Consider the following 26,238-nt stretch of genomic DNA (forward strand, 5'->3'; position numbering starts at 1 on the left):
TGACGGGTGCTACTGCACAAGATACTTTCCCTCCGCTATACTAGGTCTATAACTGAGCGGAGGAAACGTAAACATGAGCAAAGAAAACACAAAAATTTTACGAAAACAAGTAGCTCCCTATGAAAAATCCAATACACAAAAAAGCATTTTTCAATTAATCAACACGGTTGGACCGTTTTTATTGGTCTGGTATCTGGCTTATGAAAGCTTATCTATTTCTTATTTCTTAACACTTGGACTTGCGGTCGTCGGTGCTGGATTTATTACGCGCATTTTCATTATTTTTCATGACTGCTGCCACCATTCGTTTTTCAAAAATCGGAAATTAAATCGCATTGTCGGTACATTGACAGGTGTTTTGACGCTTTTCCCGTATGACCAATGGCAGCATAGCCATAATGTCCATCATGCGACGAGTTCAAACTTAGATAAGCGCGGTACAGGTGACATGTGGATGATGACTGTGAATGAGTATTACGAAGCATCATTGAAAACGCGTATTGCGTACCGTTTGTACCGCAACCCGTTTGTCATGTTTGTGATTGGCCCGATTTGGGTGTTTTTAATTAAAAATCGATTTAATATAAAAGGTGCCCGCAAAAAAGAGCGCATGAATACGTATTTAACGAACGCGATTATTCTCGGCACCGCACTTCTCATGAGCTGGCTTGTCGGCTGGCAGGCATTTTTGCTTGTACATGGTCCAATGTTCTGGATCGCCGGCGCAATGGGGATTTGGTTGTTTTATGTACAGCATACATTCGAAGATTCGTACTTTGAAGAAGATGAAAACTGGAGTTACGTGAAAGCGGCCGTTGAAGGAAGTTCGTTCTATAAGCTGCCAAAACCGCTCCAATGGATTACCGGCAACATCGGTTTTCACCATGTGCATCATTTAAGCCCGCGCGTACCGAACTACCAGCTTGAAGAAGCGCATTCCAATTCAGAGCCGCTTCAAAATGTCCCGACGATTACACTCTGGACGAGTATCCAGTCCGTGAAATTCCGTTTGTGGGATGAAGCACAGAATAAATTTATTACGTTTAAAGACGCAAAGAAAACGTACGGTGCGCTTAACAAACGAAGTGCAGTCAATTAACTGAAAAGCTGTCCTCACTCGATGAGGACAGCTTTTTTATGTTAAAATAAGGTCAAAAAAGGTGTTATATGAAAAAACGACTCGCATCGCTTCAAAGAAGCTCTGGACTGTCTCCATACATATGGAGTATTTTAAGTTTTTTGCCATTTTACTTTATTTTCCAATCCTCCTCGACCATTGAAATTGTGCTCGGCATCACATTAACTATTTTATTTTTTATTAGTTTTCGGTTTGCTTTTTTATCATCCAAGTGGCCGGTTTATTTATGGATTTGCATTCTTGTTGCTATTTCTGTAACAATGACGATTTTGTTTCAATTTATTTATTTTTCGTTTTATATAGCGTATTACAATGGCAATATCCGCAACCGTGCGGCGTTTGTCACTGCTTATGTGATTCATTTAGTCAGCACAATCGCATCCATCAACTACAATCTTGTCGTCCAGGACCCGCTGTTCATTCGGCAGCTGCCCATTATTATTGTTGTTTTTATTAGCGTTATTTTATTGCCGTTTACATTGTACAACCGAAAAAATCAGGACAAGCTCGAAGCAGAGCTGCAAATGGCTAATAACCGGATTTCGGATTTGGTTAAGCAGGAGGAACGGCAGCGGATTGCCCGCGATTTGCATGATACGCTTGGCCAGAAGCTGTCATTAATTGGGCTGAAAAGTGATTTGGCACGCAAGCTGATTGAAAAAGATCCGAAAAAAGCAAAAAGTGAACTGTTAGACATACAGCAGACAGCACGGACAGCGCTGAACGAAGTGAGAAATCTTGTTTCCTCAATGCGTGGTATCCGGGTGAATGATGAAATTATCCTTGTTCAGCAAATGTTAAAAGCGGCGCAAATTGAATACACCGGTACTTCGTCATTTCAGCTCGAAAGTGGGTCGCTGTTCGTAGAAAACGTGTTAAGCATGTGTATGAAAGAAGCTGTCACGAATATTGTAAAACACAGCCAGGCGTTTTCGTGCCATATTCAAATTGAACAGCTTGAAGACGCGGTTCGGATGACGATAAAAGATGACGGGGTTGGCCTCGGCCGGCATGACATTGGGAAAGGAAGCGGGCTGCCTGGCATGCGTGAACGGCTTGAATTTGTCAACGGCAGTTTGGACGTCCGATGTGAAAATGGCACGATACTTGTGATGACGGTGCCGAATAACGTAACACAACATGATGAGGAGGCAAGAACATGATTCGAATTGTTATTGCGGAAGATCAGCGTATGCTGCTTGGTGCACTTGGATCGCTGCTCAGCTTAGAAGACGATATGGAGGTCATCGGCCAGGCGGCAAACGGAGAAGAAGCCGTAGCGCTTGTTCGTGAATTACAGCCGGACATTTGCATTATGGACATTGAAATGCCGCTCAAGACCGGGCTTGAAGCCGCTGAAGAGTTGAAAGGCGACCCGTGCAAAGTGATTATTTTAACGACATTTGCCCGAACCGGCTATTTTCAACGCGCATTAAAAGCGAAAGTGAGCGGCTATTTATTAAAAGACAGCCCGAGCGAAGAACTCGCAAGCTCGATCCGCAGCATTATGAACGGGCGTAAAGTATATGCACCGGAGCTGATGGACGACTTTTACAGCGAAGAGAATCCACTCACTGAACGGGAAAAAGATGTACTCTCACTTGTAGCAGAAGGGAAAAATACGGGCGAGATTGCGAAAAAGCTTAATTTAAAAAACGGTACAGTCCGCAACTACATCTCCACCATTTTTGATAAATTAGAAGTGAAAAATCGAATCGAAGCGATTTCCCAGTCGAAAGAAAAGGGCTGGTTTAAATAATCAGCTGATTAAAAGCTTTACTAATTTTTGAAATGACCAAACGTGCTTAGGCACGTTTTTTTATTTTAAAAGAGGAAATGATTTTTGGCGTTTGTTCATAGGATAGGAAAGTGGATAAAGAATGAGAAGGAGGGACAAGCCATGAGTTTGTTTTTAGGAGTGGGAATTGCCATAGCGGGCTATTTTATTGGGGATGGGCTGAAAAACTGGAAAAATCCGTCCGAAAAAAATTTTATCGATCATTTTAAAAAAAATGATCAGCCTGAATTAATTGAAGCAGGCGAGGTGCACCGTTTTATCGGTACCCCAAAAGGAGATACAAAAGCACTGCTTGAGGAAAACCGGGATATCCCTTCTATAAAGATAAACGGAAAAATGTATTTTTCCCGAACCAGTTTACGTGCATGGCTGGAGGCACACAAACTTCATTCAAATTGAGCGCTGCTTAAAGTCAAAAAGAGCGGGGAAATTTGAAAAAAGCAAGCCGTATAAATTGGGTTTATCTGCTTAAGATAAAGAAAAAGGAGGGAATAAGGTGGATAAAGACTTGACATTGACCTTAGGGAAAGTCCTGGGTGAATTATATGAAATTCAAAAACAACAAGGAATCAGCAAGGTAGATAACGGTCATATCTACGGCTTGTTAAACGGGTTTGAAGAAGCTTTAATGAAAGAATTTGGAAACTTGAATTTTATAAGCAAAGAAGAAGTGGACGTGGTTTTTCGATATTTTTCTCCTTATATAGAGGCGGAAACGGAAACAGACGAACTCCCTCCGTTCGATAATATGCGCGCGCAGATGGAAAAGCACGGCATGGATCAAGACCAGTTTATTACAATATTACGCTATTTAAATGCGTCCGACAGGCTGAATGTAGATGTAAATCAACTCGGAAACTTTGAATTAACAAGCGGCAATGGAAACGGCTGAGCATCTTAAAAGGATGCTTTTTTTTTAGATGAAAATTAAATAACCGATTTCTTTTTGCGGCAGCGGGCAGCTGAAGTAGGCGGGATGACAAAAGAAGACATGAAAAAAGACATTAATTGCTCCGTCAAAGGAAAAAGGCTGGATCGCGGTCCTGTGTAAACGGGACTGCTTTTTTCACTTAATTTTCACTATTACCGTTACGCTCAATAGGTAACGAACGATAAAGGACGTGTAAATAATGAATCAAGAGATGGAAAAGTGGAAAAAGCTCATGCTCATTCATAAGTTTGCGATGGATGAAGTGAACACAAAGCTGCAAATTTTAAATGAAGAATTTCAGCATATTCATCAATAAAATCCAATTGAACATATTAAATCCCGCCTGAAACACCAGCAGGGCATTATTCAAAAGGTTGAGCGGAAAGGAGACGCGCTCACACAGGAAAATGCGCACCGTTATGTTCACGACATGGCAGGCATCCGCATTACGTGTTCCTTTACATCGGATATCTATCACGTACTGCGTATGATTAAGCATCAGCGGGATATTACCGTCGTTAATGTAAAAGACTACATACAAAAACCGAAGCCAAACTGCACCTTATCGTGAAAATCCCGGTGTTTCTTGCCGCTTCGACGAAAAAAACATTAGTGGAAATCCAAATGCGCACCGTTGCGATGGACTTTTGGGCAAGCCTTGAACACAAGCCGTTTTACAAATTCGACCAGGAAATCCCTGATGCGCTCCGCAAAGAACTTAAAAGCGCAGCGGATACGATGAAAGTACTTGATGAAAAAATGGAATCAATCAAGTGCGAAATAGATTTTGTGAAGAGTGGACACACTTTTATGTAGTTTTCACCGTTCTTTCACTTTTCTTTTTTATACTAACCATAGATCATAAATGTTGGGAGCGAGAAGATGAAGTTTTTGAAAAGTGGTAAGACGTATTTATGGGCAAGTGTGATTGCCGTGATTGCGGCAGCCGGTTTCTTTTTTGCGACGGCGGACAGCAGCGCGGAAACGATAGCTGAAGTAGGCGGCACGAAAATTACAAAAGATGAATTGTACGATTCGCTCGTTGAGACGTACGGGGCTGATACGGCGGCATCCCTCATTGCAGATAAAATTGTCGAAAAAGAAGCAGCAAAGGAAAAGGTTAAAGTCACAGACGAAGAAATTCAGGAAGAACTCGATGCAACGATTGAATCATATGGCGGTGAAGAAGCGTATACGGCAGCGCTGGAATCTGGCGGTATGACAGAAGAAGACATGAAAAAAGACATTAAAATTTATTTACAGACGGTAAAACTGCTCGAGCCGCGCATCGAAATTACAGATGAAGAAATCAGCACATATTTTGATGAAAATAAAGAGACGTTTGCGACATCTGAGCAAGTAGAAGCGAGTCATATTTTGGTGGGTGATGAAGAAAAAGTAAATGAAGTAGCGGCGAAACTAGCGGCCGGCGGCGAATTTGCCGAGCTGGCGAAAGAATATTCTACTGACACAGCGAGTGGGAAAAACGGAGGGGAGCTTGGCTTTTTTGGCACTGGGGAAATGGCAGCGGAATTTGAAACCGCCGCATTTGCGATGGAAGTCGGAGAAACAAGTGATCCGGTAAAAACCGATTATGGCTATCATATTATTAAAGTAACTGATAAGCAGGAAGCGAAAGAAGCGAATTTAAAAGACAGTACAGCAGAAATAAAAGAAGCACTGATGCAGGAAAAGCTGTCAACTGAACACACAACTTGGCTTGAAGAAAAACAGGAGGAATATGATATCTACAATTCGTTTGAATGAGCATGAACCCTGTCGAAATAGACAGGGGTTTTTTCATAAATACAACTAAATTTAAGAGGAAGAAAGGAACAGCGTAAACTAAAGAAAAATAAAAGAAAAGGATGTGTAAGATTTTCTGTTTTTTTCGACGGCACTTCGGGCTTCTTTTCCGGAAATGCGGGTATGGATAAAAGAAAGTCATATTTGGATCGGTTTTCTTTATTGCCTGCCGGTGCTCCGTATCGAGCTGATTGACGAAGAGCATATTGGCTATTGGGAACAGTGTGGCTATGAAAAAGATCCCTGGTGAAATCGATATAAGAAACAGATCAGTTGAGGAAACAATGCGCCCACACGTATAATGAACAATTAATACGGTCATACTGAAAGGTATTTCGATATAAAAGGAGGAACAATGGGAAGAACATGAAAGTGATCGCTACCATTTTTAGTCTTTTAGCAGCTTGTGTGGCAGGGTTTGCGATTTGGATGTATTATCCGCAATATCAAATAGAACAGTTAAAAGAAGGACCTCATACACTTGCGAGCGAACGGAAAGACACGTATGTTGAGTATTTTCGTAAAAGCGACAAGCAAGTGCTTCGTCATATTGCCATTGGGGATTCAGTTATTACCGGATTTGGTGCGAATCCAAAAGAAAATCTCGTCAAAACATTTTCAGAAAACCTCGAATCATCCATTCAAAAAGAGGTTCAATTTCAAAATGAGGGAATTAATGAAATAACGAGCAGTGAATTGAATGAGCTTGTGCAAAACGGACAGTTTGATGAACAAATTAAACAGGCAGATATTGTCACCATTAATATTGGCGGAAATGATATTTTGAAGCTTGGATTTGAAGAAGGGTTTTACGAGGCAGTTCAATCAATAGATTCGCTTCAGACAGAATTTAATACTAATTTGACCGATATTATGAACCGGGTACACACATTAAATCCAGACGCAACGGTTTTATTGCTTGAGTTGTATAATCCGCTGGAAAAAGAATTTGAATTGTATACACTTGCGGACCGGTTTTTGCCACGATGGAACGTTCAGTTTTATGAGCTGGCGGCGGAACATGATTATGCGGTTGTTGTTGACACAGCAGAGGTCATTAATAGCGAGATGCCGCAAAATTTGTCGGATGATGGTATTCATCCAAGTGAGCTGGGCTACCACGCGATTGCGGATCAAATGCTAAACCAGCTTCAACGGGAAACAAGGTGATTAATGGCGGGCTTTTGCTTTGAAAGAAAGCCCGCAGCTGTTATGATCAAAGAGAAGGGAGGAATTTTTTTGAGACCGAATCGGCTGAAGCAATCGATTAAAATTGCGCTAGGATGGGATGGCAGCGCTTCACTATTTGATCTTGATATGATGGCAATTTTAGTTGATGAAACCGATACAGTCCGTTCATATGAACACATCGTCTTTTATAACCAATTGACGGCTCTTGACGGTGTGCTGCTTTTATCAAATGATAATCAAACAGGTGCGGGCACTGGTGATAATGAAGAATTATACGTTCAGTTGTCCATGCTGCCTGCGTCTGTTAATAAAATTGTCATCGCTGTAGCACTTCATCAATCGGACGATCGCACATTTCGTGATGTCAACGAAGCATTTGTCCGCATGATCAATGGTGAAACAAAAGAAGAATTGGTCCGTTATGAGCTTGGGGAGGACTTTTCTGATGCAGCAGGTCTCGTCATTGGAGATGTGCGCCGGGCAGATAATGGCTGGCGGATTGTCTTGACTGGAAGCGGCGCGACAGGTGACTTTCAGGCTATTTGCAATACATACGGGCTTATAGACTTTCCGGACGGTTTTTTTGATAAGAAAAAATCAATGAATAAATTGTCGCTATTACATATGAAGAAGCCGTTTTTTTAAAGATGGCTTCTTTTTGTTTGCATTATTTATTTGAAACGTGTACGATTTAATCGTAGAAGATTTAATTAACAGAAAAGGAGCTTATTAAATGAAACCACTTTATGAAACAACGATCATTAACACAGGCGGACGTGAGGGAGAAGTGCATTCACCGGATAATATTTTCAATATTGATGTCGCCAAACCGGCGGCACTCGGCGGCAGCGCTACAACGGCTACAAATCCCGAACAACTTTTTGCGGCCGGCTACAGTGCATGCTTTAATAGTGCACTTGAATTATTATTAGAAAAAGGCAATGTGAAGTTTGACAGCAGTGAGGTAACAGCGACTGTGTCACTTTTCCCGGATAAGACAGATAATGGATTTCAACTTGGGGTGAAGCTTGAAGTGGCAATTGAAGGGGTTGACCGTGAAACTGCGGAAGAATACGTGCATAAAGCGCATGATTTCTGCCCATATTCAAAAGCCATAAAAGGCAATGTTGATGTTGAATTATCCGTTAAGTAAAGGGGAATAGTCATGACCACTGTTTATGATTTTACTGTAAAAAAACCAAATGGCGAAATGCTTTCGCTGAAACAGTATGAAGGAAAGCCCCTCGTTATTGTGAACACGGCGAGCAAATGTGGATTTACGCCACAGTTTGGTGGTCTTCAGTCTCTGTATGAAAAATATAAGGATGATGGATTAATGGTTCTTGGATTTCCATGCGATCAGTTCAATAACCAGGAATTCGATGATATCGACAAAACGACAGAATTTTGCCAGGTGAATTATGGTGTCACGTTTCCCATATTTGCGAAAATTGATGTAAATGGAGATCATGCGGACCCGCTTTTTAAACATTTAACGACAGAGAAAAAAGGGCTGCTGTCAAAAAAAATCAAGTGGAATTTCACGAAGTTTTTAATTGATAAAAATGGTCAGGTTGTAGAACGGTATGCACCCCAGACAGATCCTGAAAAAATAGAAGAGGACTTAAAAAACGTATTGTCATGAATGATTTTTTATCGCTGAATAAACAGCTTTGCTTTGCCGTGTACAAAACGGCTGGTGAATTTAATAAGCTGTATACAAGTGTGCTTCAGCCTTTTGGATTGACATACCCGCAGTATTTGGTGCTGTTGTCGTTGTGGGAAAAAGATGAAGTAACGATGAAAGAACTTGGTGCGAGGCTTCATCTTGGCACGGGAACACTGACGCCAATGATTTCGCGTATGCAGGAAAATGGCTGGGTGCGAAAAGAGCGCTCGAAAGACGATGAGCGGAAAGTGTTTATTTATCTCCAAGAAAAAGCACGCAGAGAACAGTCTGCCATCACGAAGTGTGTCGCCGAAGAAATACAGCTTTGCAACATTAGCGTAACCGAATATGAGCAGATGATGGGAACTTTAAATGAGCTGCACCGAAAACTGAAGAACCGAACAAAAAACGCCGGTGAGTAACTGCCCGGCGTTTTTTTTGTGGAATGTTTTGTCCAAGCGGTGAATAAAGTAATACAGGAAAGGGTGATGAACATGTGCGGCATAACGGGCCTGGTTCATTTTCAGCGGGAGCTGGTGAATGAAAAAGAAACGGTCAGCAAAATGGCGGCGACGCTGAAAAAGCGGGGTCCGGACGACTTCAATGTGTGGACGTCACGTCATGCGGCATTCGGTCATACCCGGCTTGTCGTTGTCGATCCGGCGGGCGGTATTCAGCCAATGACACGCGGCTCATTGACGATGGTGTACAACGGCGAGCTTTATAATACAGAAGAGGTACGGAAAGAACTGATAAAACGTGGCCATGCATTTCAAGGGCACTCCGATACTGAAGTGCTGTTAACCGCGTTTATCGAATGGCGTGAAAACTGTTTGGAGCAGCTGAACGGGATTTTCGCATTTGGCGTGTGGGATGAGCAGCGCCAAGAATTGTTTATGGCACGTGACAGGCTTGGTGTGAAGCCTCTCTTTTATACGGAAAAAAACGGTGCTTTTTTATTTGGTTCAGAATTAAAAGCTCTTCTTGCACATCCGGATGTTGAGGCGGAAATCGAACGATCGGGACTAATGGAATTGTTTGCACTTGGACCGGGGCGCACGCCGGGAAACGGTGTATTCAAGGATATATTCGAATTACGACCGGCGCATGCACTAACAGTAAAGCGGAGCGGGCTGAACGTGTGGCGTTATTGGAATGTGAAAAGTGAGCCGCACCGCCACTCATTGAATGAAACAGCGGAGCGCGTGCGTTATTTACTTCGGGATGCAGTTGAGCGGCAGCTGACGGCGGATGTGCCGGTTTGCACTTTTTTGTCGGGCGGTGTTGACTCAAGCGCGATCAGTGCATTTGCGGCGAACTTCTTTGACAAACCGCTTCATACGTATTCCATTGAATACGAAGATAACAGCCGTTTTTTTAAGAAAAATCTGTTTCAGCCTGGAGAAGACAGACCGTGGATTGAAAAAATGCAGCATCATATCGGATCGGTTCATCATACAAAAGTGATCGATCACGATACGCTCGCGGCGAAATTAAAAGAAGCGATGATCGCGCGGGACTTGCCGGGAATGGCGGATGTAGATTCATCATTGCTATGGTTTTGTGATGAAATTAAACAGGATTTCACCGTGGGCTTATCGGGAGAATGTGCGGATGAAGTGTTTGGCGGCTATCCGTGGTTTCACCGGGAACTAAAAGAAAATGGTTTTCCATGGCTAACATCGATCAAGGAAAAGACATTACTGCTGAACGATAAATGGCGAAAAGAACTTTCTTTAGAGGAATATGTCCGGGAAAAAAGCGGCTGGCTCCGAAGCGAAACACCGCAGCTGGACGGAGAAACGTCACTGGAACAAAAGCGCAGAGAGCTGTTTTATATAAACATGGTGTCATTTATGGCGGTGCTGCTTGAGCGCAAGGACCGGATGAGTATGGGAGCCGGGCTTGAAGTGCGTGTGCCGTTTGCGGATCACCGGCTCGTGGAATATGCATGGAATATTCCATGGGAAATGAAGATGGCGGATGGCCGGGAAAAAGGGATTTTGCGAAAGGCGCTTGACGGCGTACTGCCGGCGGATGTGCTGTACCGGAAAAAAAGTCCCTATCCGAAGACACATCATCCCGATTATACAGCGGCTGTGTCGGGCATGTTGCGGGAGATTCTATCCGGTGATTCACTGCTGCTTGAATTTTTCTCCCGGGAAAAGCTCGAGGAAATGGCGAATACGGGCGGAGCGTCGTTTCGTGTTCCCTGGTTTGGCCAGCTGATGACGGGTCCGCAGCTTGTCGCCTACTTTATACAATTGCACCTCTGGTTTGATGAATATGGTGTGAGATTTTATAACAAATAAGAGGTTTTTTTAAAGAAAATCAGGGAATATAGTAATCAAATAGGGAAGGAGTGCTGAACAATGAAAACAAACAAAGTGAAATGTGTATACCGAAATGGACATGGTGAGTGGAAACAGCCTAAATTGTTCGAAGAAGAGCTGAAAATCGGCGAAGGCACTCACTTTCATATTAAGTGCGAAGAGTCATCAGCATTGTATGATATGATATCCGACCGTTATCTAAATGACAGAAAAGACCGAAAAAAAACATACTATAAATTTGAAACACCGGATGCAGCGACACCAGACAACCGCATGTTCAGTGTTGCATTTATTGACCACCGAAATCAAGACATTACATTTGACATACACAGTGAATAAATGGATTTGTTTAAAAGAGACTGCTTCTTCGGAAGAAGTCTTTTTTGTTTTTACATTATATAAGTTGACCTTATTATTTTTCTTTATGCCACACGGTGACCGATCAACTCCTATAAAGAGTGGCCCGCCTAACAAAAAAATTTCATCACCATTTTTTACCTTTACTTTTATGTTAGAGCCGTTTTGGCTTGCTGCTTTTGATAGGAGCCGAAATGGCGGCGGGCGCACGGCTTCGCGCACCACAGGGCAGGCGCTGAGCTCGTTTCCGCCGCTCTGCGGCTCCACCGATCTCACCCTTGCCCGCTAGTCCCACTGGAGTCTGCGCCGTACACCCGCCGCCTCTGCTTTTTGACAAGTAAGGATGTAAGGATAAAGAAGAAAAAGGGGGGCTAGCAGGCTTCGATTTAAAACGAAGCGATCACCCATTTAAAGAGCAAAGCGCGCCAGCTTGAACACTCACCGCTTTTCTCAAAACACTTGGTGAAGCCTGCCGGACGAAGACTCCTGCGGGACGTACAGTGAATCGGCAGATCCCGCAGGCGCAGCCGAGGAAGCTGCCGCACTGCCCGTGGAACGCGAAGTCCGGCCAGCTTCACCTATCGGCCCCTGTTCAAAAACCTCCACAAGGCCGACTCATGCTTGCGCACATAAGGGATTGTTGAGCAGGATGGATTCCAAAACAAATCAGTGATCATCCTTGCACCTATACGAAACACACCAGCCTAAACAGTCACTGTTTTCTAAAGTAAGAATCTTTGTTCAATTTATATAGTTTATAAAAATGCATAGCAGAAAGCGGCAGCTTTTCATTTTGAAAAGCCGCCGCTTCTGAATCAATTATTATAGATAGTCAAGTTTTTTCACACTGACTTTAACGTCAAGCGTATGTTGTCCATGTCCGCCTCTATAAGTTCCCTGAAGCGGGCTGACATCCATATAGTCCCGCCCTGTGCCAATTCGAATATGGTTTTCCAATGCCTCTACATTATTTGTCGGGTCAAGGCCGATCCAGCCAATACCGGGAACCATTACTTCCACCCATGCATGCGAAGCAGAATCACCGATAAAACCGGAATTATCCCCTACATACAAATAACCGCTAACGTATCTCGCCGGAATGCCTTTTTTTCTGAGTACGCCAAGCATGACATGGGTATAATCCTGGCAGACTCCTTTTTTTAAGGAGAATGCTTCCTGGGCGTTTGTGTTCACAGTCGTGGATTCAGTATTATACGTAAATACGCTATGCAAATAACTCATCAATTCTATTGAAAACTGGACAGGATTTTCAATATCCCCGATAGCCTGTATGACTTCATCAATCTGTTCCTGGCTGAGATACGTATACACATTATCCCTCAAAAAGGGCAGGTAATGTTCAGTGAAAAGCTTAGAATGGAAAATCGATTTCATCTCTGAAGAGTACTCAATTCTCTGAATAAATGGCGCCCGCTGAATACTGACAATAGAAGTGGTTTTTACCTCCAGTGAATTGTGTTTTTCCGGAACGAGAAAGCTTTCAACAGTATTTCCCCAAAGATCAAAGGATTCTTTTGTCATAGAAGCAGGGGTCACATCAATCTGGTAAGACAGCAGACGCTGGCATTCATCCATGCTTGGCTTTAGCCGGATATGGTTCATGCTTTGGTCTACATCATTTTCATAATGAAATGTATTTGTATGGACAATTTCGTATTTCATAAAACCTTCCCTCTCCAAGTATGTTGTTTTTTTCCTTCATACACTATGCTCACGCTCAACCAAATAATACGTCTTGGAGAATATTTTGCCAAATTCTATGCAGCGGTTTAGTGATTGAATAAGAAAGTCCTCGATTTCTTCATCAGCGAGATTACTGATATATTCTTCATTAAATTCTGTCATTATCGTATCTAACAAAGCATACATCTGCCAGGAATAATGGGACACTTTTCCGCTTTCCAACTCTTTAACAGCTTCCCAAACGTGTTCCATGCAATAGCGAATCGAGCGTGGAAAGGACAAATCAGAAACAAGAAACTGAAGGACACTTCTCGGATTGATAATAGGAGGGAAGTGTTTGAAATAGGTTTCGGACCCATTGACAAATTGCAGAGCAGATCGCCAGAAAAAATCATCCATTGCGCTTTGATTAGCATGTTTGGACTTTTGAAAAAAAACATTCAGGATAAGCGCTGTTTTTTCTGCTCTCTCAAGCCATTTGCCTATTTTCATAAAGTGGTAGGGAAGATCCCTCGTCATCGAAGAATCGATAACGCCTGTTGCAGTAAAAGAAGATTTTTTAATGTTATTTAAAAAATCATGAATTTCCCTAAGAGAACAATTTTTTGCTTTTTGAGCTTTCTGCAAGTATAAATAAAATTCGTTCCAAACTTCCCACAATTCATTTGGAATACTGTTTCTGGTGATTCTGGCATTTTCCCGGGCGAGTGAAACGGTGTTTGCCATTGAATTAGGATTTTCTTTTGAAAAAGTTAAATAGTCTACAACCTTTTCTAATGTAAGGGCCTCATGAACGCTGTAAAAGCTGTTTTTTGACGTGCAAATGTCGAGTACCGTTTCCCAATCATTGCCCGCTGAAATTTCCTGTTCAGAAGCTTCTAGTATGGTGATGAGCTGCATGCTGAGAATATGGGCGTTATGCTCCGTTCTTTCACAATTTCTAGACATCCAATACAATGAATCAGCTACCCTGCTCAGCATGCTGCATTTCCTCCTTTAATACCCAGGTATCTTTTGCTCCTCCGCCTTGCGAGGAGTTAACAACAAGCGAACCTTCCTTAAGGGCGACGCGGGAAAGGCCGCCCGGGAAAATATTTATATTTTCTCCCTTCATGACAAATACACGCAGGTCAACATGACAGGGATAAAAACGTCCATTTTGATAAACCGGTGCCCGCGACAATTTAATCGTCGGCTGGGCAATATATTGATTCGGGTTTTCCAGAATTTTTTCTCTAAAGATCATTAATTCCTCATCAGTTGCATGGGGTCCGATCAGCATGTCGTATCCTCCGGAAGCACCGACATTTTTGATCACCAGCTCGTCAAGGTGTTCAAGTACCCATTCGCGTTGATGAGGATCACGCAAAATAAATGTTTCCACGTTTGGGATGATGGCTTCTTCATTTAAATAGTATTTAATCATGTCGGGTACATAAGCATACATCGCCTTATCATCTGCTACACCGTTGCCGATTCCATTTACAATAGAAACATTGCCTGCCCGGTAAGCGTCAACTAATCCCGGAACCCCTAAATGGGAATCTTTCCGGAACGCTTTTGGGTCAAGAAAGTCATCATCAATGCGGCGGTAAATAATATCGACTCTTTTTAGCCCTCTGATCGTTTTCATATAGACAATATTATTTTTCACTAATAAATCGCGCCCTTCAACCAATGGGATATTCATGCGCTGCGCTAAAAAAACATGGTCGTAATAAGCTGAATTATACATGCCGGGCGTTAATAAAACGGCGCGTGGGTCTGACGTTCTGCTTGCATTTTTAGGCAGATGAGACATGAGAGCTGAATGAAGGTAGCCCATTTGCTGCTCCAGCATATTAAGGGAGTGTTCAGAAAAGAATTCAGGACAGACTTGCCGCATCACATATCTGTTTTGATAAACATAGGACATTCCTGAAGGGTTTCGCAAGTTATCTTCCAGTACTCTGTAAACGCCATGGTCATCTTTTATTAAATCAATCCCGGCTAAAAAAATATGGTTTCGGAGTGGAATATCAATATCGCCAGCCTGTTGAAAATAAAAGTAAGGATTTTGCTCGATCAGCTCTCTCGGAATAATGCCATCTTTTAAAATGTTTTGTTCATGATAAATATCATCCAAAAATAAATTTAATGCCTCCACACGCTGAATCATTCCTTTTTCGATCTCTCTCCATTTTTCAGCAGGAATGATAATTGGAATAAAATCAAATGGCATCGTTCGTTCAGTGCCGCCATCATTTCCATAGACCGTAAACGTGATGCCTTGCCTTAAAAAATTTAAGTTTGCTGTCTCCTGCTTTTCTTTTAGCTCTTCGTCAGTTAAATCCTGAAGAACGTTATAAAAAGATTGATAATGTTTTTTGGGATTTCCGTTTTGATCCAGCATTTCATCAAAATAGGGGCCGATTTCATAAGGTTTAAACATGCCAGTACCTCCTTGGTGTAAAAGTATTACTTAAAAGAATACGACAAAGGCTGGCAAATCCCTTTAATGAAAAAATAAAATATGACATTAATATGATATAAAATATAACAAATTAGTTTAGTATTTATTTTTGAACGTGATTATTAACCGGAAATATTCGAAAAATGCAGGTTTTATGACATAAAAATAAAAATAAGTCATTAATAGTGAAAAAATTCTGTTTAATTTGACATATTTCTATGATAAATTAAGGGGATAAGTCGAAAGGGTGAATAACATGACACAACTGAAAAATGTAAACATTATTAAAAAAGCAAATATTTATTTTGATGGAAAAGTGACGAGCCGAACGGTTTTACTTCAAGATGGAACGAAAAAAACACTCGGCATCATGATGCCAGGGGAGTATGAATTTTCAACGGAATTAAAAGAAGAAATGGATATTGCAGCAGGCAAGCTTGAATATAAACTTGCGGGTGGCGAATGGGAAATGATTGAGGAAAGCGGTGTGTTTTATGTGCCGGCAAATGAAGCGTTCCAGCTGAAAGTACATACAGTTGTGGATTACTGCTGTTCGTATCTAGGTGAATAATAAGAAAAATGTCTGTACAAAGCACTTATTTCTTTAGGTGCTTTTTTTGTGTTTATTTTTTCTCAAAAAAGGATATAAATAGTAGAGGTTTGAATAAAAAGGTCAGGGAGGAATGGAAGTGGAAAACGAGGAGAAGAAAAAAATGGGTACCGGTGAAGCGGAAGGAACACTAACCAACCGCCAGGGACATCCAGTTACTGACAACCAAAATATCAGAACAGTCGGAAATCGCGGGCCTTCCACATTAGAAAATTACGATTTTATTGAAAAAATCTCTCATTTTGATCGTGAGCGTATACCGGAGCGGGTTGTGCATGCACGCGGCGCCGGAGCACACGGTTATTTTGAGACGTATGGAAAAGTAGGAGATGAAGACGTTTCAAAATATACGCGGGCGAAAGTATTTCATGGAGCTGGCAAGCAGACACCAGTTTTTGTTCGATTTTCAACTGTAGCAGGAGCGAAGGAATCTCCTGAAACAGCACGTGATCCACGCGGATTTGCCGTGAAATTTTACACCGAAGATGGAAACTGGGATCTTGTCGGCAACAACTTAAAAATATTCTTTATCCGTGACCCATTAAAATTCCCTGATATGATTCACGCATTTAAGCCGGATCCTGTCACAAATATTCAAAATCCGGAGCGGATGTTTGATTTTGTTTCACAGTCACCGGAAGCGATTCACATGATTACCTTCTTGTTTTCACCATGGGGCATTCCAGCGAACTACCGGCAGATGCAGGGCTCAGGGGTTAACACGTACAAATGGGTGAACCAGGAAGGAAAAGCGATCCTGGTAAAATACCATTGGGAACCGATAAAGCAGGGCATTAAAAACTTAACGCAAAAAGAAGCGAATGAAATTCAAGGAATGAACACGAGTCATGCCACACAAGACCTTTATGAAGCGATCGACAAAGGGGATTACCCGGAATGGGAGCTTTGCATTCAAATGATGAGTGACGAGGAGCATCCGGAACTTGATTTTGATCCGCTGGATGATACGAAATTGTGGCCAGCAGATCAATTCCCGTTCCTTCCAGTAGGGAAAATGGTGCTGAATAAAAATCCGGAAAACTTTTTCGCAGAAGTGGAGCAGGCAGCGTTTGGGACAGGTGTCCTTGTGGACGGACTGGATTTCTCAGATGATAAGATGCTGCAGGGCCGCACGTTTTCTTACTCTGATACGCAGCGTTATCGTGTAGGGGCAAACTATTTACAGGTGCCGATTAACAAGCCGAAAAAACGTGTGGCAACGAATCAGCGCGATGGCCAGAATGCTCATTATGTGGATTCGGGTCAAAATCCACATGTGAATTACGAGCCGTCCATTCTTGGCGGCTTGAAAGAATCCGAACAGGTTGGAAAAGTGCATGAGCCTGCCTACAACGGGAAATTGGTCAGAGAAGCAATTGAGCGCAAAAATGAATATGGACAGGCGGGAGATACATACCGCAGCTTTGAAGATTGGGAAAGAGATGAATTAATCAGCAATCTAGTGGACGCGCTTAAAGTATCTCATCCGGAAATTCAAAAACAGATGATTGAGCATTTCACGAAAGCAGATGAAGAATATGGCCGCCGTGTAGCAGAAGGGCTTGAAAAAGCAAACAAGGAAATGGACAGTGAATCAAAACACAATACAGGATCTGCAGCGGCCGATGAAGCTGCTGAGAATGCGAAAGAAAAAGGACACGAGGCTGATCCATATTAAAAGCAAAATCCCCTTCATTGCGATGAAGGGGATTTTTTACGTGATGGTACCTTAATAGTAAAATGACTTTTTATTTTAGAATGTCGGCAACAATTTCAAATGACCGCAGTCTTGCAACGTGGTCAAAAATTTGTGCATTGATCATTAACTCGTCAGCAGCAGTGTCTTCGATAAAAGCAGAGAGTTTTTCTTTTACTGTTTCTGGTCCGCCAATAATAGACGAGCCGAGCTGCTGCTGAAGAGCCGCTTTTTCAAATTCACTCCAAATGCCGTCCATACTGTCAACAGGCGGCTGAAGCGGTACTGCGTTGTTTCGAATTAAGTTTAAAAACTGCTGCTGCATCGATGTGGCAAGGCGTTCCGCTTCTGCGTCCGTATCAGCGGCAATAACATTAACCCCAAGCATTGCGTGTGGTTTTTTAAGAACGTCAGATGGTGTGAAATGCCGGCGATAAAGCGCCAATGCCGGCATTGTATTATCCGGTGAGAAATGGCTCGCAAATGAAAACGGCAAACCGAGATCACCGGCAAGCCGGGCGCTAAAGCCGCTTGAACCAAGAAGCCAGATCGGAATGTTCAGTCCTTCACCCGGCACAGCATGAATATGATTTCTTCCTTCAAAATAGCCGCGAAGTTCTTCCAGCTGTTCAGGGAAATCATGGCCGTCGCTCATGTTTTGACGGCGCAGCGCACGCATCGTCATTTGATCCGTTCCTGGTGCACGGCCAAGTCCGAGATCAATGCGTCCAGGGAAAAGAGACTCTAGTGTACCAAATTGTTCGGCGATGACGAGCGGTGCATGGTTAGGAAGCATAATACCTCCGGAACCAACGCGGATTGTTTTCGTTGCTGAAGCGATGTGCCCAATAACAACAGATGTTGCCGAGCTTGCAATGCCCGGCATATTATGATGTTCTGCCAGCCAATAGCGGTTATAGCCCCATTCCTCCGCGTGACGGGCGAGATCAGCGGAATTTCGAAAAGAATCCGCCGGGGTACCGCCGGCTGTAATGGGCGCAAGGTCAAGGACTGAATAAAGAATAGACATTGTATAAGTACACTTCTTTCTATGTGATGGTTTTGGTGTGCTTAGTGTAGCAGGAATATTTCGTGGGGCAAAATAAAATGACTTGCCTTCCGGAAGAGAAAAGGGTAAGATACAAATACAGCTGCGTTGTACGTGTTTCAATAATTAAGTTTTAACCTTTAAGCTGTAATAGGGAGTTTAACATCGAGACGGGATTGACGGGCCTCTGCCGATTCGGCAAGGAGGACAGACATGAACGTTTTTGCGAACACCCACTTTGAGGAGTGGTGGTTTAAAACTTTCTTATACTTTATAATACGGCAAAGGCGGCAAAAAAATCAGTTCCTATTCGGAGCTGATTTTTTTTGTTTCATTTACTTTTTATGATACTCGGAAATTTTTGCTTATCTGCAGGAACTGGCCAACAAAGTCAAAATGTACAAAGAGAGGCCACCGCATATTTACGCGAGGCCTCTCTTTTACGATTGAGTGTTAAAACTTGCTGGAAGATTGAAACTGGTTCATGAGCTGGTCCAGCATTTGGCTGTATTGAATTGTTTCTATATGATTCAGCCCTTTTGCTGTGCCCGTGGCAATCATTTCACGGCGAACGGTTTTAATTTTTTTCATTAATTCATCGCTGGTTGTTATATTATTCATGGCTATTCCTCCATAAAAAAGCTCTTTTCCTATATTAAAAAGGAACAGCATTTAGTATACGAAAAAGCCGCCATCAATTATACTCGTTCGACAAAACTTCTGAAAACCTTACAAACATGTCGAGATTTAACGAACGAAAACGGTAGGTTTTTGACTGGTTATCGCGTAAAATCATTCTTTGATCAAATCCTATTAAAAGGGGCTAAATATGATTTACATAGGACGAATTGTGATGGTAGCTGCCTCCGTCGTATTAACACTCATTCATCTTCTCATTTTCAAAGAACGCGTTGAAAAAGAACTGGTTGATTTTATCGTAGTGACTAGTCTCGCTTATTTATTAGGCTGGAAATACGATCTGGTCAAGCTGGAGGGAAAGCGTCGGGAAGAAAGTGCGGAAAGCTACCGGCAATTGGTGGAACTGCTTCCGGAAGCGGTGTTTATTCATGAAGGCGAAACGGTTTTGTACGTCAACAAAGCGGGAGAGGGACTGCTGGCTGCTTCCGGAAAAAAAGAATTAATCGGGAAATCGATTTACGCATTTATCAAATCGGATGATCAAAAGCTGTCGATACAGCATATTGAACAAATATATAAGGAAAAAACGCCGGTAATGAATACAGAAAAAGAATTAACATGTCTTGATGGACGCGTCATGCCATGTGGCGTTTCTTCGTTATTTATGACTTTTCAAGGAAAAAAAGCTGTCTTGTCGATCGTAAAAGATTTAACATCTCAAAAAGCGCAAACAGCCCAGCTCGTGCAAAAATCTGAGAAGCTGGCGTTAGTAGGCCAGCTTGCGGCAGGGATTGCCCATGAAATTCGAAATCCGCTCACATCGATTAAAGGGTTTCTTCAATTGTCGCGCATGCAAGGTGAACATAGGGATGATTATTATGAAATTATGATGACTGAGCTGGACCGAATCAATCTTATCGTGAGTGAGCTTTTAGGCGTTTCAAAACCAGTAGATGTTGTATATAAAAAGCAGGCTGTCACAGCGATCCTGGAAGATGTCGTCGCTTTAATTCAATCACAGGCATCAATGGAAAATGTTCGAATCAATTTGGAGGTTGAACCGGACTTGCCGCCTCTTTATTGTGAAGAAAACCAGTTGAAGCAGGTTTTTCTCAATGTGCTGAAAAATGCAATTGAAGCAATGCCGGCCGGCGGGGTGATCAGTGTGGAAATGAGGCGGAGAAGCCGCTTTATTACGATTCGCGTTATTGACGAAGGAGTTGGTATTCCGGCCGAGCATATACCGAAGCTTGGTGAGCCTTTTTATACAACGAAAGAAAATGGAACCGGTCTCGGTCTCATGACGTGCATGAAAATTATTGAAAGCCATGGCGGCGAATTGAACATTTCAAGTGAAGCAGAGAAAGGGACAACGGTTGAAATCCAATTGCCTATTACATAAAAAAAGACCGGCTTTAAGCAGCCGGCTACATCATTATGAACGAAAAAATGTTTTATCTGTATTGTATTTCGCTTCCAGCGTATTAATGATGTACGTTTCGTAAATATCCCGTTCCATTGGATCGTCGACTACGAGTACCACAATTTTATGCACATCATCGCGATGGTTTTTAATGTCGGATACGTTGTCTTCGAAATGCTTGCGGATCCGCATGCGCAGCTTGCGTGCTTTCCCGACGAATAAAAGACGGTCCTGTGCATCGTAAAACATAAACACGCCCGCTTTATCGCGTGGGATTTTATGATAATCAGTAAATCCGTATTCCCGGGCAATCGCCGCTTCGCTCGTATCTTCCGGGTTTCGTTTTCTTGTCAAAATGTAGTCAGCCTGTGGCAGCTCAATATTGATCAATGTGAATCACTTCCTATTCTTTTGCATAATGGTACAATGCTATCATAACAGAGAAGAGGGGATTGTGTATGTCTATTTTCATTTGGATCGTCATTATTTTATTGTTTATTGCAAGCTTTGTTGGCTTCATTTTTCCGATTGTACCGTCTGTGCTTGTTTTATGGGCAGGGTTCGGTCTTTATTATGTTGGCATTAGCCGCGAAGAATTATCCATCGTTTTTTGGATTGGAATGCTTTTTTTAACCATTCTTATGTTTTTGGCCGATTTTTTTTCTAATAGTTATTTTGTGAAAAAATACGGCGGATCAAAATGGGGCGAGTGGACGGCGGTGATCGCACTTATTGCCGGTTCGTTTATTATTCCGCCGTTTGGCATTATCGTCGTCCCGTTCATTGCGGTCCTCGTCGTAGAACTGATCATTTTGAAAAACGTAAAGCAGGCATTTCTCGTAGCGTATGCGACACTGGTTGCTTTTTTAAGCGGAACATTCGCCAAAATTGTCATTCAGTTGATCATGATTGGCTGGTTTTTTATTGAAGCGCTCGTCTAAAAAGAAAAAGCGGATTCCCATGTGGAATCACGCTTTTTTTTGTTCGGCATCTGCCGGTTTACGAAACGTATTGTTTTGCAGCGAGTTCGTGAGCCGGGTTCCGTTCTCCATTTCACTTCCGCAAAATGGGCACGACGGTGAATCATCTTCTGAAAAGTTTTTTCTCATCCAGCCTTTGCAGCCATCCGACGTGCATTCCCACGTCGCGATATCAACGTTTGGCAATGGCTCCGTACGGTTTTTGCTGTAATAAGACATTAACGTCACCCCCGGGTTTGTTGGTCAATCCTATCTATTATCTCACACTTTGGGTATTTCTGATACAATTACTTGTTCATTTTAACTTAAATTGAAGGATAGACCGCTGAAATTCGTCCGCCAAATAGGCAAGTGACTAGGCTGGACCTTCATATGTTAAAATATGTCGGATTTTTTGTTATACTAAATAACAAAGGAGAATGTGGACATGAACGATCTTGTTTTTCAAATCATTGTATGGTTGATTGTGTTTTTTGCGATGGTGAAGCTGTATCCGATTGTTATGAAAATGTGGAAAAAATGAAAAAAGGGCTTTCGGAAATTAGTTGAAATTTTCTGAAAGTCATGCTACTCTTTTTTTATAACATTTTTGAAACGCTGTTGCGTAATACGAAACAAAGGGGATGTTTTACATGGGGAATTATGTGAAGGCAGGTTCATTACAAGTGGATTCACGGTTGTTTGATTTTGTGAATAGCAGTGTGATTCCTGCGGCAGGGGTGGAGCAGGAAGCATTTTGGAAAGGGTTTAGCAGCCTTGTATCAGACTTATCACCGAAAAACCGTGCGTTGCTTAAGCGGCGGGACGAGTTTCAGTCGAAAATAAACGACTGGCATAAAGAGCAGTCATTTGACTTTAAAGCATACAAAACATATTTAGAGGAAATTGGTTATTTAGAACCAGAAGTGGATGATTTTAAAATTGCGACTGAAAATGTAGATGAAGAGATTGCCATCCAAGCCGGACCTCAGCTCGTTGTACCAGTTAATAATGCCCGTTATGCGATAAATGCGGCGAATGCAAGATGGGGCAGTCTTTATGACGCGTTATACGGAACGGATGCGATTTCTGAGGCGGATGGTGCGGAGAAATCTGCAAGCTATAATCCGGTTCGTGGTGAAAAAGTTATCGCTTTTGCGCGCCGCTTCTTAGATCAGGCCGCTCCGCTTTCGAATGGATCGCATCAGGATGCAACAGGCTATCGTGTGGAAGATGGGCAGTTGACCATTTCGTTTGAAAATGGCCAGACGACACTTAAAGATCCAAGTCAGTTAAAAGGAATGGCGGAAACAGGTATTTTGCTCCAAAATAATGGTCTTCATTTTGAAATACAGGTGGATCCGAACCATCCGATTGGTGCATCAGACCCGGCTGGCGTGAAAGATATTTTAATGGAAGCGGCCGTGACAACCATTATGGACTGTGAAGATTCCGTTACAGCGGTAGATGCGGAAGATAAAGTGCTTGTCTATAAAAATTGGTTCGGCCTCATGCAGGGAAATTTATCTGCAACATTCACAAAAGGCGGCAAAAGTTTAAGCCGGACGCTTAATCCGGATCGCATCTATACATCAGCAGATGGAGAAACGTTTACATTGCATGGACGTTCCATGATGTTTGTGCGAAATGTCGGTCATTTGATGACGAACAATGCTATTTTAGACGAAAATGGCGATGAAATTTTTGAAGGCATTTTGGACGGTGTCATCACCAGTGCGATTGCGAAACAAGCTGCACTTGGCACTCCTGCGCTATCTAACTCAAGAAAAGGTTCCATTTATATCGTAAAACCAAAGATGCATGGTTCTGAGGAAGTGGCGTATGCCAATGAATTGTTTGACCGCGTGGAGGATTTGCTCGAAATGCCGCGCTATACGCTGAAAATCGGTGTTATGGATGAAGAGCGGCGCACCTCGCTTAATTTGAAAAATTGCATCGCTGCGGTTAAAAATCGAATTGTTTTTATCAATACGGGCTTCCTGGACCGGACAGGGGATGAAATGCACACCTCAATGGAAGCTGGCCCAATGATGAAAAAAGGCGACATGAAAACATCAACATGGCTGACAGCCTATGAAAAATCGAACGTTGCAAACGGTCTTGCCGCAGGATTCCAGCACCGCGCGCAAATCGGCAAAGGAATGTGGGCGATGCCTGATTTGATGGCGGATATGATTGAACAAAAAATCGGCCACCTGAAAGCTGGCGCCAATACAGCGTGGGTGCCGTCACCGACAGCGGCGGTTTTACACGCGCTTCATTATCATGATGTCCATGTGTTTAACGTGCAAAAGGAGTTAAACCAAAATCCGTCCAGCTTCCGCGATGATATTTTGAACATTCCGATTGTTGCAGAGCCGAACTGGAGCCGGGAAGAGATTCAGCAGGAGCTTAATAATAACGCACAGGGCATTTTAGGCTATGTTGTCCGCTGGGTGGAGCAAGGTGTCGGCTGCTCGAAAGTGCCGGATATTAATGATGTCGGGCTGATGGAAGACCGGGCGACACTCCGTATTTCAAGCCAGCACGTAGCCAACTGGCTGCATCATGGCATTTGCACAGAAGAACAAGTAATGCAAACGATGAAGCGAATGGCGAAAGTTGTTGATGAGCAAAATGAGGGAGATCCCGGCTACCGGGCGATGGCGCCGAACTATGAGGATTCAGTCGCGTTTAGCGCCGCGTGTGATCTTGTCTTTAAAGGATACGAACAGCCAAATGGCTATACGGAACCGATTTTGCATAAAAAACGGCTCGAAGCAAAAGAAAAATACAGCATCAAATCTTAAGAAAGAGCTGGCTGCGGCCGGCTTTTCTTGTTCGAAAGAAGGTGAACTGGGTGGAAAGAGAAAATATGGTAAAGTCCGTTGCGCGCGCGCTCGACATTGTCGCGCTTGTCAGTGCGTCTAGAACAGGGCTTGGCGTAACGGAAATTGCGAATCAGATGGACATTAATAAAAGTTCGGTATTCAGGACACTCGCCACGCTCGAGCAATATGGCTATATTGAGCAGCAAAAAGAAACCGGCCGTTACCGGATCGGCTATGCGTTTTTGGACGTCAGCTCAAAGCTGCTCGATTCACTTGATGTAAGGGCGGAGGCACAGGACGTTCTGCGACAGCTTGAAACCGAAACGAATGAAGTTGTCCACCTCGTTGTGTATGACCGCGGGGAAGTTGTTTACATTGAGAAGCTTGATGGATACGAAGCGCTGCGGATGCATTCAAAAGTTGGCAAGCGGGCGCCGGTTCATTGCACATCTGTCGGCAAAGCCATTTTGGCTCATTTGCCTGTAACAGAAGTGATTGACATTTTAGACAGAAAAGGGCTGCCGATTCACACGGAGCATACGATTACAACGAAAGAATCTTTTTTAAAGGAGCTTGCACATGTGAAGAAAGATGGTTATGCCCTGGATCTTGAAGAAAACGAGCCAGGCATCCGCTGCATCGCCGCGCCCGTTTTTGATCATAATGGGGCGGTGGCCGCAGCTGTGTCCATTTCCGGACCGACACTGCGTATGACCGATGAGCGTCTCCTTCCACTGCAAAAACGCATGATTCAAGCAGGAAAGGACATCTCAAATCGTCTAGGTTTTAGAGAATAACTTTAGTGTTGACTTGTTTTGAAACAGGTGATATAATATAAATTCATTGAGAGATCGTAACTTAGAACGTTTTAATAAAATTCTGGCATTCTGCTAGTGTTGACTAGACTTATTCACACTGGAGCAGCTTCGGAGCTGCAAGGACTTAAGAGAAGGCAGGGCTTAGGTCGTTTAGGTACATCAAAAACAATAATGTGGAATTAATTATACCGCGGCGGTTTAAAGTGAGATGAATTGAGTTTTCATCTACTGAACGTTGTGAGTTACCCTATAAGTGAACAAAACCGGGCTGATTTAATCAGGCCGGTTTTTCTATGCTTTTTTTAGCATATGATGCTTTAAGGGGGGATGGCCATGTATAATCGCGAAGCAGCTGTCCATTATGCGCACAAGTGGTGGAACAGCCATAATCCGGCTTTTCCATCGTTCGCGGTGGACTGCACCAATTTTGTATCGCAATGTTTGTTAGCTGGCGGTGCTCCGATGAGAGAATATCCAGATAGAACGAAAGGCTGGTGGCTTGGGGGCGGCACGTGGAGCTTCAGCTGGAGTGTTGCCCATTCACTCAGGTGGTATTTAGAAGGATCAAAGAGTGGATTAAAGGCAACAAGAAAATCGTCACCTGAAACACTTCTGCCGGGAGATGTTATTATTTATGATTTTGATGGAGACGGACGAATGGATCATGCAGCCGTTGTTGTGAGCAATCATAAAGGTGTCCCGCTCGTCAACGCCCATACAGCCAACAGCCGAAATCGTCATTGGAGCTACACAACGTCGCCAGCCCACACATCCGGCATTCGTTATTATTTTTTTCATATTGATGAAAATACTTCCTTGTAACAGTTATGTTGCT

General features: G+C 42.9%; 28 protein-coding genes, 1 other RNA gene and 1 pseudogene. 23 read left to right on the plus strand and 7 right to left on the minus strand.

All coding sequences use genetic code 11. The features are described from left to right. Nucleotides 1-73 precede the first annotated feature (73 nt). The 15 genes and pseudogenes from desA to NLX67_RS05050 all read left to right on the plus strand — a co-directional run bounded on the left by desA (nt 74) and on the right by NLX67_RS05050 (nt 11,512). The gene (gene desA, locus NLX67_RS04980) at nt 74-1,099 is read left to right on the plus strand and encodes a Delta(5) desaturase DesA (protein ID WP_046179801.1); all 1,026 of its coding nucleotides are present in this window, start codon (nt 74-76) and stop codon (nt 1,097-1,099) included. A 68-nt stretch (nt 1,100-1,167) separates the two neighbouring features. Next, the gene (locus NLX67_RS04985; RefSeq protein ID WP_254310614.1) at nt 1,168-2,301 is read left to right on the plus strand and encodes a sensor histidine kinase; all 1,134 of its coding nucleotides are present in this window, start codon (nt 1,168-1,170) and stop codon (nt 2,299-2,301) included. Next, the gene (locus tag NLX67_RS04990) at nt 2,298-2,897 is read left to right on the plus strand and encodes a response regulator transcription factor (RefSeq protein WP_046179799.1); all 600 of its coding nucleotides are present in this window, start codon (nt 2,298-2,300) and stop codon (nt 2,895-2,897) included. Before NLX67_RS04985 ends, NLX67_RS04990 begins: the two co-directional genes overlap by 4 nt. Nucleotides 2,898-3,038: 141 nt before the next feature. Further along, a complete protein-coding gene (locus NLX67_RS04995) occupies nt 3,039-3,335 on the plus strand; it encodes a helix-turn-helix domain-containing protein (RefSeq protein ID WP_254310615.1) in 297 nt (98 codons plus the stop codon). 97 nt (nt 3,336-3,432) lie between these two features. Further along, entirely contained in the window at nt 3,433-3,828 is a 396-nt protein-coding gene (locus NLX67_RS05000; RefSeq protein WP_254310616.1) for a hypothetical protein, read from the plus strand. A 238-nt stretch (nt 3,829-4,066) separates the two neighbouring features. Further along, nucleotides 4,067-4,683: pseudogene (locus NLX67_RS05005) on the plus strand (GTP pyrophosphokinase). A 66-nt stretch (nt 4,684-4,749) separates the two neighbouring features. Next, a complete protein-coding gene (locus tag NLX67_RS05010) occupies nt 4,750-5,634 on the plus strand; it encodes a peptidylprolyl isomerase (protein ID WP_254310617.1) in 885 nt (294 codons plus the stop codon). A gap of 411 nt (nt 5,635-6,045) precedes the next feature. Further along, nucleotides 6,046-6,843 carry a GDSL-type esterase/lipase family protein gene (locus NLX67_RS05015; protein ID WP_254310618.1) on the plus strand — a complete coding sequence of 266 codons (798 nt, stop codon included), beginning with the start codon at nt 6,046-6,048 and terminating at the stop codon, nt 6,841-6,843. A gap of 69 nt (nt 6,844-6,912) precedes the next feature. After that, nucleotides 6,913-7,509 carry a TerD family protein gene (locus tag NLX67_RS05020; RefSeq protein ID WP_254310619.1) on the plus strand — a complete coding sequence of 199 codons (597 nt, stop codon included), beginning with the start codon at nt 6,913-6,915 and terminating at the stop codon, nt 7,507-7,509. A gap of 88 nt (nt 7,510-7,597) precedes the next feature. Next, nucleotides 7,598-8,017 carry an organic hydroperoxide resistance protein gene (locus NLX67_RS05025; RefSeq protein ID WP_254310620.1) on the plus strand — a complete coding sequence of 140 codons (420 nt, stop codon included), beginning with the start codon at nt 7,598-7,600 and terminating at the stop codon, nt 8,015-8,017. Nucleotides 8,018-8,029: 12 nt separating this feature from the next. Then, a complete protein-coding gene (locus NLX67_RS05030) occupies nt 8,030-8,509 on the plus strand; it encodes a glutathione peroxidase (RefSeq protein ID WP_046179793.1) in 480 nt (159 codons plus the stop codon). Further along, nucleotides 8,506-8,955 carry a MarR family winged helix-turn-helix transcriptional regulator gene (locus NLX67_RS05035; protein WP_254310621.1) on the plus strand — a complete coding sequence of 150 codons (450 nt, stop codon included), beginning with the start codon at nt 8,506-8,508 and terminating at the stop codon, nt 8,953-8,955. The genes NLX67_RS05030 and NLX67_RS05035 overlap by 4 nt, the downstream gene beginning before the upstream one ends. A 72-nt stretch (nt 8,956-9,027) precedes the next feature. Continuing rightward, nucleotides 9,028-10,845: an asparagine synthase (glutamine-hydrolyzing) gene (gene asnB / locus NLX67_RS05040; protein ID WP_254310622.1), complete on the plus strand. Its 1,818-nt coding sequence runs from the start codon at nt 9,028-9,030 to the stop codon at nt 10,843-10,845. Between the two features lie 60 nt (nt 10,846-10,905). Next, nucleotides 10,906-11,205 carry a hypothetical protein gene (locus NLX67_RS05045; protein WP_254310623.1) on the plus strand — a complete coding sequence of 100 codons (300 nt, stop codon included), beginning with the start codon at nt 10,906-10,908 and terminating at the stop codon, nt 11,203-11,205. After that, complete coding sequence (locus tag NLX67_RS05050) at nt 11,198-11,512, plus strand: hypothetical protein (protein ID WP_254310624.1); 315 nt, start codon at nt 11,198-11,200, stop codon at nt 11,510-11,512. The genes NLX67_RS05045 and NLX67_RS05050 overlap by 8 nt, the downstream gene beginning before the upstream one ends. A gap of 533 nt (nt 11,513-12,045) precedes the next feature. Here the strand turns inward: NLX67_RS05050 and NLX67_RS05055 are convergent. The 3 genes from NLX67_RS05055 to NLX67_RS05065 are packed head-to-tail and all read right to left on the minus strand — an operon-like array spanning nt 12,046 to nt 15,358. Next, nucleotides 12,046-12,906, minus strand: coding sequence for a transglutaminase family protein (locus tag NLX67_RS05055; protein WP_254310625.1), 861 nt, complete (start codon nt 12,904-12,906; stop codon nt 12,046-12,048). A gap of 36 nt (nt 12,907-12,942) precedes the next feature. Next, nucleotides 12,943-13,908 (minus strand): alpha-E domain-containing protein, encoded by a 966-nt coding sequence (locus NLX67_RS05060; protein ID WP_254310626.1) that lies wholly within the window; start codon nt 13,906-13,908, stop codon nt 12,943-12,945. Next, nucleotides 13,889-15,358 (minus strand): circularly permuted type 2 ATP-grasp protein, encoded by a 1,470-nt coding sequence (locus NLX67_RS05065; protein WP_254310627.1) that lies wholly within the window; start codon nt 15,356-15,358, stop codon nt 13,889-13,891. Before NLX67_RS05065 ends, NLX67_RS05060 begins: the two co-directional genes overlap by 20 nt. A 277-nt stretch (nt 15,359-15,635) precedes the next feature. Between NLX67_RS05065 and ppnP the strand changes: the two genes are divergently transcribed. Next, entirely contained in the window at nt 15,636-15,950 is a 315-nt protein-coding gene (gene ppnP, locus NLX67_RS05070) for a pyrimidine/purine nucleoside phosphorylase (RefSeq protein WP_254310628.1), read from the plus strand. A 112-nt stretch (nt 15,951-16,062) separates the two neighbouring features. Further along, nucleotides 16,063-17,667, plus strand: a complete 1,605-nt coding sequence (locus NLX67_RS05075; RefSeq protein WP_375143349.1) for a catalase — start codon at nt 16,063-16,065, stop codon at nt 17,665-17,667. 70 nt (nt 17,668-17,737) lie between these two features. On the opposite strand, the gene NLX67_RS05080 is transcribed toward NLX67_RS05075, so the two are convergent. Continuing rightward, the gene (locus NLX67_RS05080; protein WP_254310629.1) at nt 17,738-18,715 is read right to left on the minus strand and encodes an LLM class flavin-dependent oxidoreductase; all 978 of its coding nucleotides are present in this window, start codon (nt 18,713-18,715) and stop codon (nt 17,738-17,740) included. Nucleotides 18,716-18,830: 115 nt separating this feature from the next. On the opposite strand from NLX67_RS05080, the gene ssrS reads away from it, so the two are divergent. Further along, nucleotides 18,831-19,031, plus strand: a non-coding RNA gene (gene ssrS / locus NLX67_RS05085) — 6S RNA. 155 nt (nt 19,032-19,186) lie between these two features. Here ssrS and NLX67_RS05090 read toward each other — a convergent pair. After that, nucleotides 19,187-19,354 (minus strand): aspartyl-phosphate phosphatase Spo0E family protein, encoded by a 168-nt coding sequence (locus NLX67_RS05090; protein WP_082091515.1) that lies wholly within the window; start codon nt 19,352-19,354, stop codon nt 19,187-19,189. Between the two features lie 208 nt (nt 19,355-19,562). Between NLX67_RS05090 and NLX67_RS05095 the strand changes: the two genes are divergently transcribed. Continuing rightward, entirely contained in the window at nt 19,563-20,774 is a 1,212-nt protein-coding gene (locus NLX67_RS05095; protein ID WP_254310630.1) for an ATP-binding protein, read from the plus strand. A gap of 33 nt (nt 20,775-20,807) precedes the next feature. On the opposite strand, the gene NLX67_RS05100 is transcribed toward NLX67_RS05095, so the two are convergent. Continuing rightward, nucleotides 20,808-21,185 carry a nucleotide excision repair endonuclease gene (locus NLX67_RS05100; RefSeq protein ID WP_254310631.1) on the minus strand — a complete coding sequence of 126 codons (378 nt, stop codon included), beginning with the start codon at nt 21,183-21,185 and terminating at the stop codon, nt 20,808-20,810. A gap of 68 nt (nt 21,186-21,253) precedes the next feature. On the opposite strand from NLX67_RS05100, the gene NLX67_RS05105 reads away from it, so the two are divergent. Then, on the plus strand, nt 21,254-21,736 hold the full coding sequence (locus tag NLX67_RS05105) for a DUF456 domain-containing protein (protein WP_046179783.1): 483 nt from the start codon (nt 21,254-21,256) through the stop codon (nt 21,734-21,736). Between the two features lie 27 nt (nt 21,737-21,763). Here the strand turns inward: NLX67_RS05105 and NLX67_RS05110 are convergent, their stop codons facing one another. Further along, nucleotides 21,764-21,994, minus strand: coding sequence for a cold-shock protein (locus NLX67_RS05110; RefSeq protein ID WP_046179782.1), 231 nt, complete (start codon nt 21,992-21,994; stop codon nt 21,764-21,766). A gap of 413 nt (nt 21,995-22,407) precedes the next feature. Between NLX67_RS05110 and NLX67_RS05115 the strand changes: the two genes are divergently transcribed. The 3 genes from NLX67_RS05115 (at nt 22,408) to NLX67_RS05125 (ending at nt 26,225) form a co-directional block, all read left to right on the plus strand. Next, a complete protein-coding gene (locus tag NLX67_RS05115; protein ID WP_254310632.1) occupies nt 22,408-24,564 on the plus strand; it encodes a malate synthase G in 2,157 nt (718 codons plus the stop codon). A gap of 50 nt (nt 24,565-24,614) precedes the next feature. After that, on the plus strand, nt 24,615-25,382 hold the full coding sequence (locus tag NLX67_RS05120) for an IclR family transcriptional regulator (protein WP_254310633.1): 768 nt from the start codon (nt 24,615-24,617) through the stop codon (nt 25,380-25,382). 354 nt (nt 25,383-25,736) lie between these two features. After that, nucleotides 25,737-26,225: an amidase domain-containing protein gene (locus tag NLX67_RS05125; RefSeq protein WP_254310634.1), complete on the plus strand. Its 489-nt coding sequence runs from the start codon at nt 25,737-25,739 to the stop codon at nt 26,223-26,225. The last annotated feature ends 13 nt before the right edge of the window (nt 26,226-26,238 follow it).

Origin of the sequence: Domibacillus sp. A3M-37 (assembly GCF_024213455.1) — a bacterium.
GTDB classification, from domain to species: Bacteria; Bacillota; Bacilli; order Bacillales; family Domibacillaceae; genus Domibacillus; species Domibacillus tundrae.

What these genes read in the sequence shown, in the direction of transcription:
- desA (WP_046179801.1), top strand. Translation starts at nt 74, where the DNA reads ATGAGCAAAGAAAACACAAAAATTTTACGAAAACAAGTAGCTCCCTAT.
- NLX67_RS04985 (WP_254310614.1), top strand. Translation starts at nt 1,168, where the DNA reads ATGAAAAAACGACTCGCATCGCTTCAAAGAAGCTCTGGACTGTCTCCA.
- NLX67_RS04990 (WP_046179799.1), top strand. Translation starts at nt 2,298, where the DNA reads ATGATTCGAATTGTTATTGCGGAAGATCAGCGTATGCTGCTTGGTGCA.
- NLX67_RS04995 (WP_254310615.1), top strand. Translation starts at nt 3,039, where the DNA reads ATGAGTTTGTTTTTAGGAGTGGGAATTGCCATAGCGGGCTATTTTATT.
- NLX67_RS05010 (WP_254310617.1), top strand. Translation starts at nt 4,750, where the DNA reads ATGAAGTTTTTGAAAAGTGGTAAGACGTATTTATGGGCAAGTGTGATT.
- NLX67_RS05025 (WP_254310620.1), top strand. Translation starts at nt 7,598, where the DNA reads ATGAAACCACTTTATGAAACAACGATCATTAACACAGGCGGACGTGAG.
- NLX67_RS05030 (WP_046179793.1), top strand. Translation starts at nt 8,030, where the DNA reads ATGACCACTGTTTATGATTTTACTGTAAAAAAACCAAATGGCGAAATG.
- NLX67_RS05035 (WP_254310621.1), top strand. Translation starts at nt 8,506, where the DNA reads ATGAATGATTTTTTATCGCTGAATAAACAGCTTTGCTTTGCCGTGTAC.
- asnB (WP_254310622.1), top strand. Translation starts at nt 9,028, where the DNA reads ATGTGCGGCATAACGGGCCTGGTTCATTTTCAGCGGGAGCTGGTGAAT.
- NLX67_RS05045 (WP_254310623.1), top strand. Translation starts at nt 10,906, where the DNA reads ATGAAAACAAACAAAGTGAAATGTGTATACCGAAATGGACATGGTGAG.
- NLX67_RS05055 (WP_254310625.1), bottom strand. Translation starts at nt 12,906, where the DNA reads ATGAAATACGAAATTGTCCATACAAATACATTTCATTATGAAAATGAT.
- NLX67_RS05060 (WP_254310626.1), bottom strand. Translation starts at nt 13,908, where the DNA reads ATGCTGAGCAGGGTAGCTGATTCATTGTATTGGATGTCTAGAAATTGT.
- NLX67_RS05065 (WP_254310627.1), bottom strand. Translation starts at nt 15,358, where the DNA reads ATGTTTAAACCTTATGAAATCGGCCCCTATTTTGATGAAATGCTGGAT.
- ppnP (WP_254310628.1), top strand. Translation starts at nt 15,636, where the DNA reads ATGACACAACTGAAAAATGTAAACATTATTAAAAAAGCAAATATTTAT.
- NLX67_RS05075 (WP_375143349.1), top strand. Translation starts at nt 16,063, where the DNA reads ATGGAAGTGGAAAACGAGGAGAAGAAAAAAATGGGTACCGGTGAAGCG.
- NLX67_RS05080 (WP_254310629.1), bottom strand. Translation starts at nt 18,715, where the DNA reads ATGTCTATTCTTTATTCAGTCCTTGACCTTGCGCCCATTACAGCCGGC.
- NLX67_RS05090 (WP_082091515.1), bottom strand. Translation starts at nt 19,354, where the DNA reads ATGAATAATATAACAACCAGCGATGAATTAATGAAAAAAATTAAAACC.
- NLX67_RS05095 (WP_254310630.1), top strand. Translation starts at nt 19,563, where the DNA reads ATGATTTACATAGGACGAATTGTGATGGTAGCTGCCTCCGTCGTATTA.
- NLX67_RS05105 (WP_046179783.1), top strand. Translation starts at nt 21,254, where the DNA reads ATGTCTATTTTCATTTGGATCGTCATTATTTTATTGTTTATTGCAAGC.
- NLX67_RS05110 (WP_046179782.1), bottom strand. Translation starts at nt 21,994, where the DNA reads ATGTCTTATTACAGCAAAAACCGTACGGAGCCATTGCCAAACGTTGAT.
- NLX67_RS05115 (WP_254310632.1), top strand. Translation starts at nt 22,408, where the DNA reads ATGGGGAATTATGTGAAGGCAGGTTCATTACAAGTGGATTCACGGTTG.
- NLX67_RS05125 (WP_254310634.1), top strand. Translation starts at nt 25,737, where the DNA reads ATGTATAATCGCGAAGCAGCTGTCCATTATGCGCACAAGTGGTGGAAC.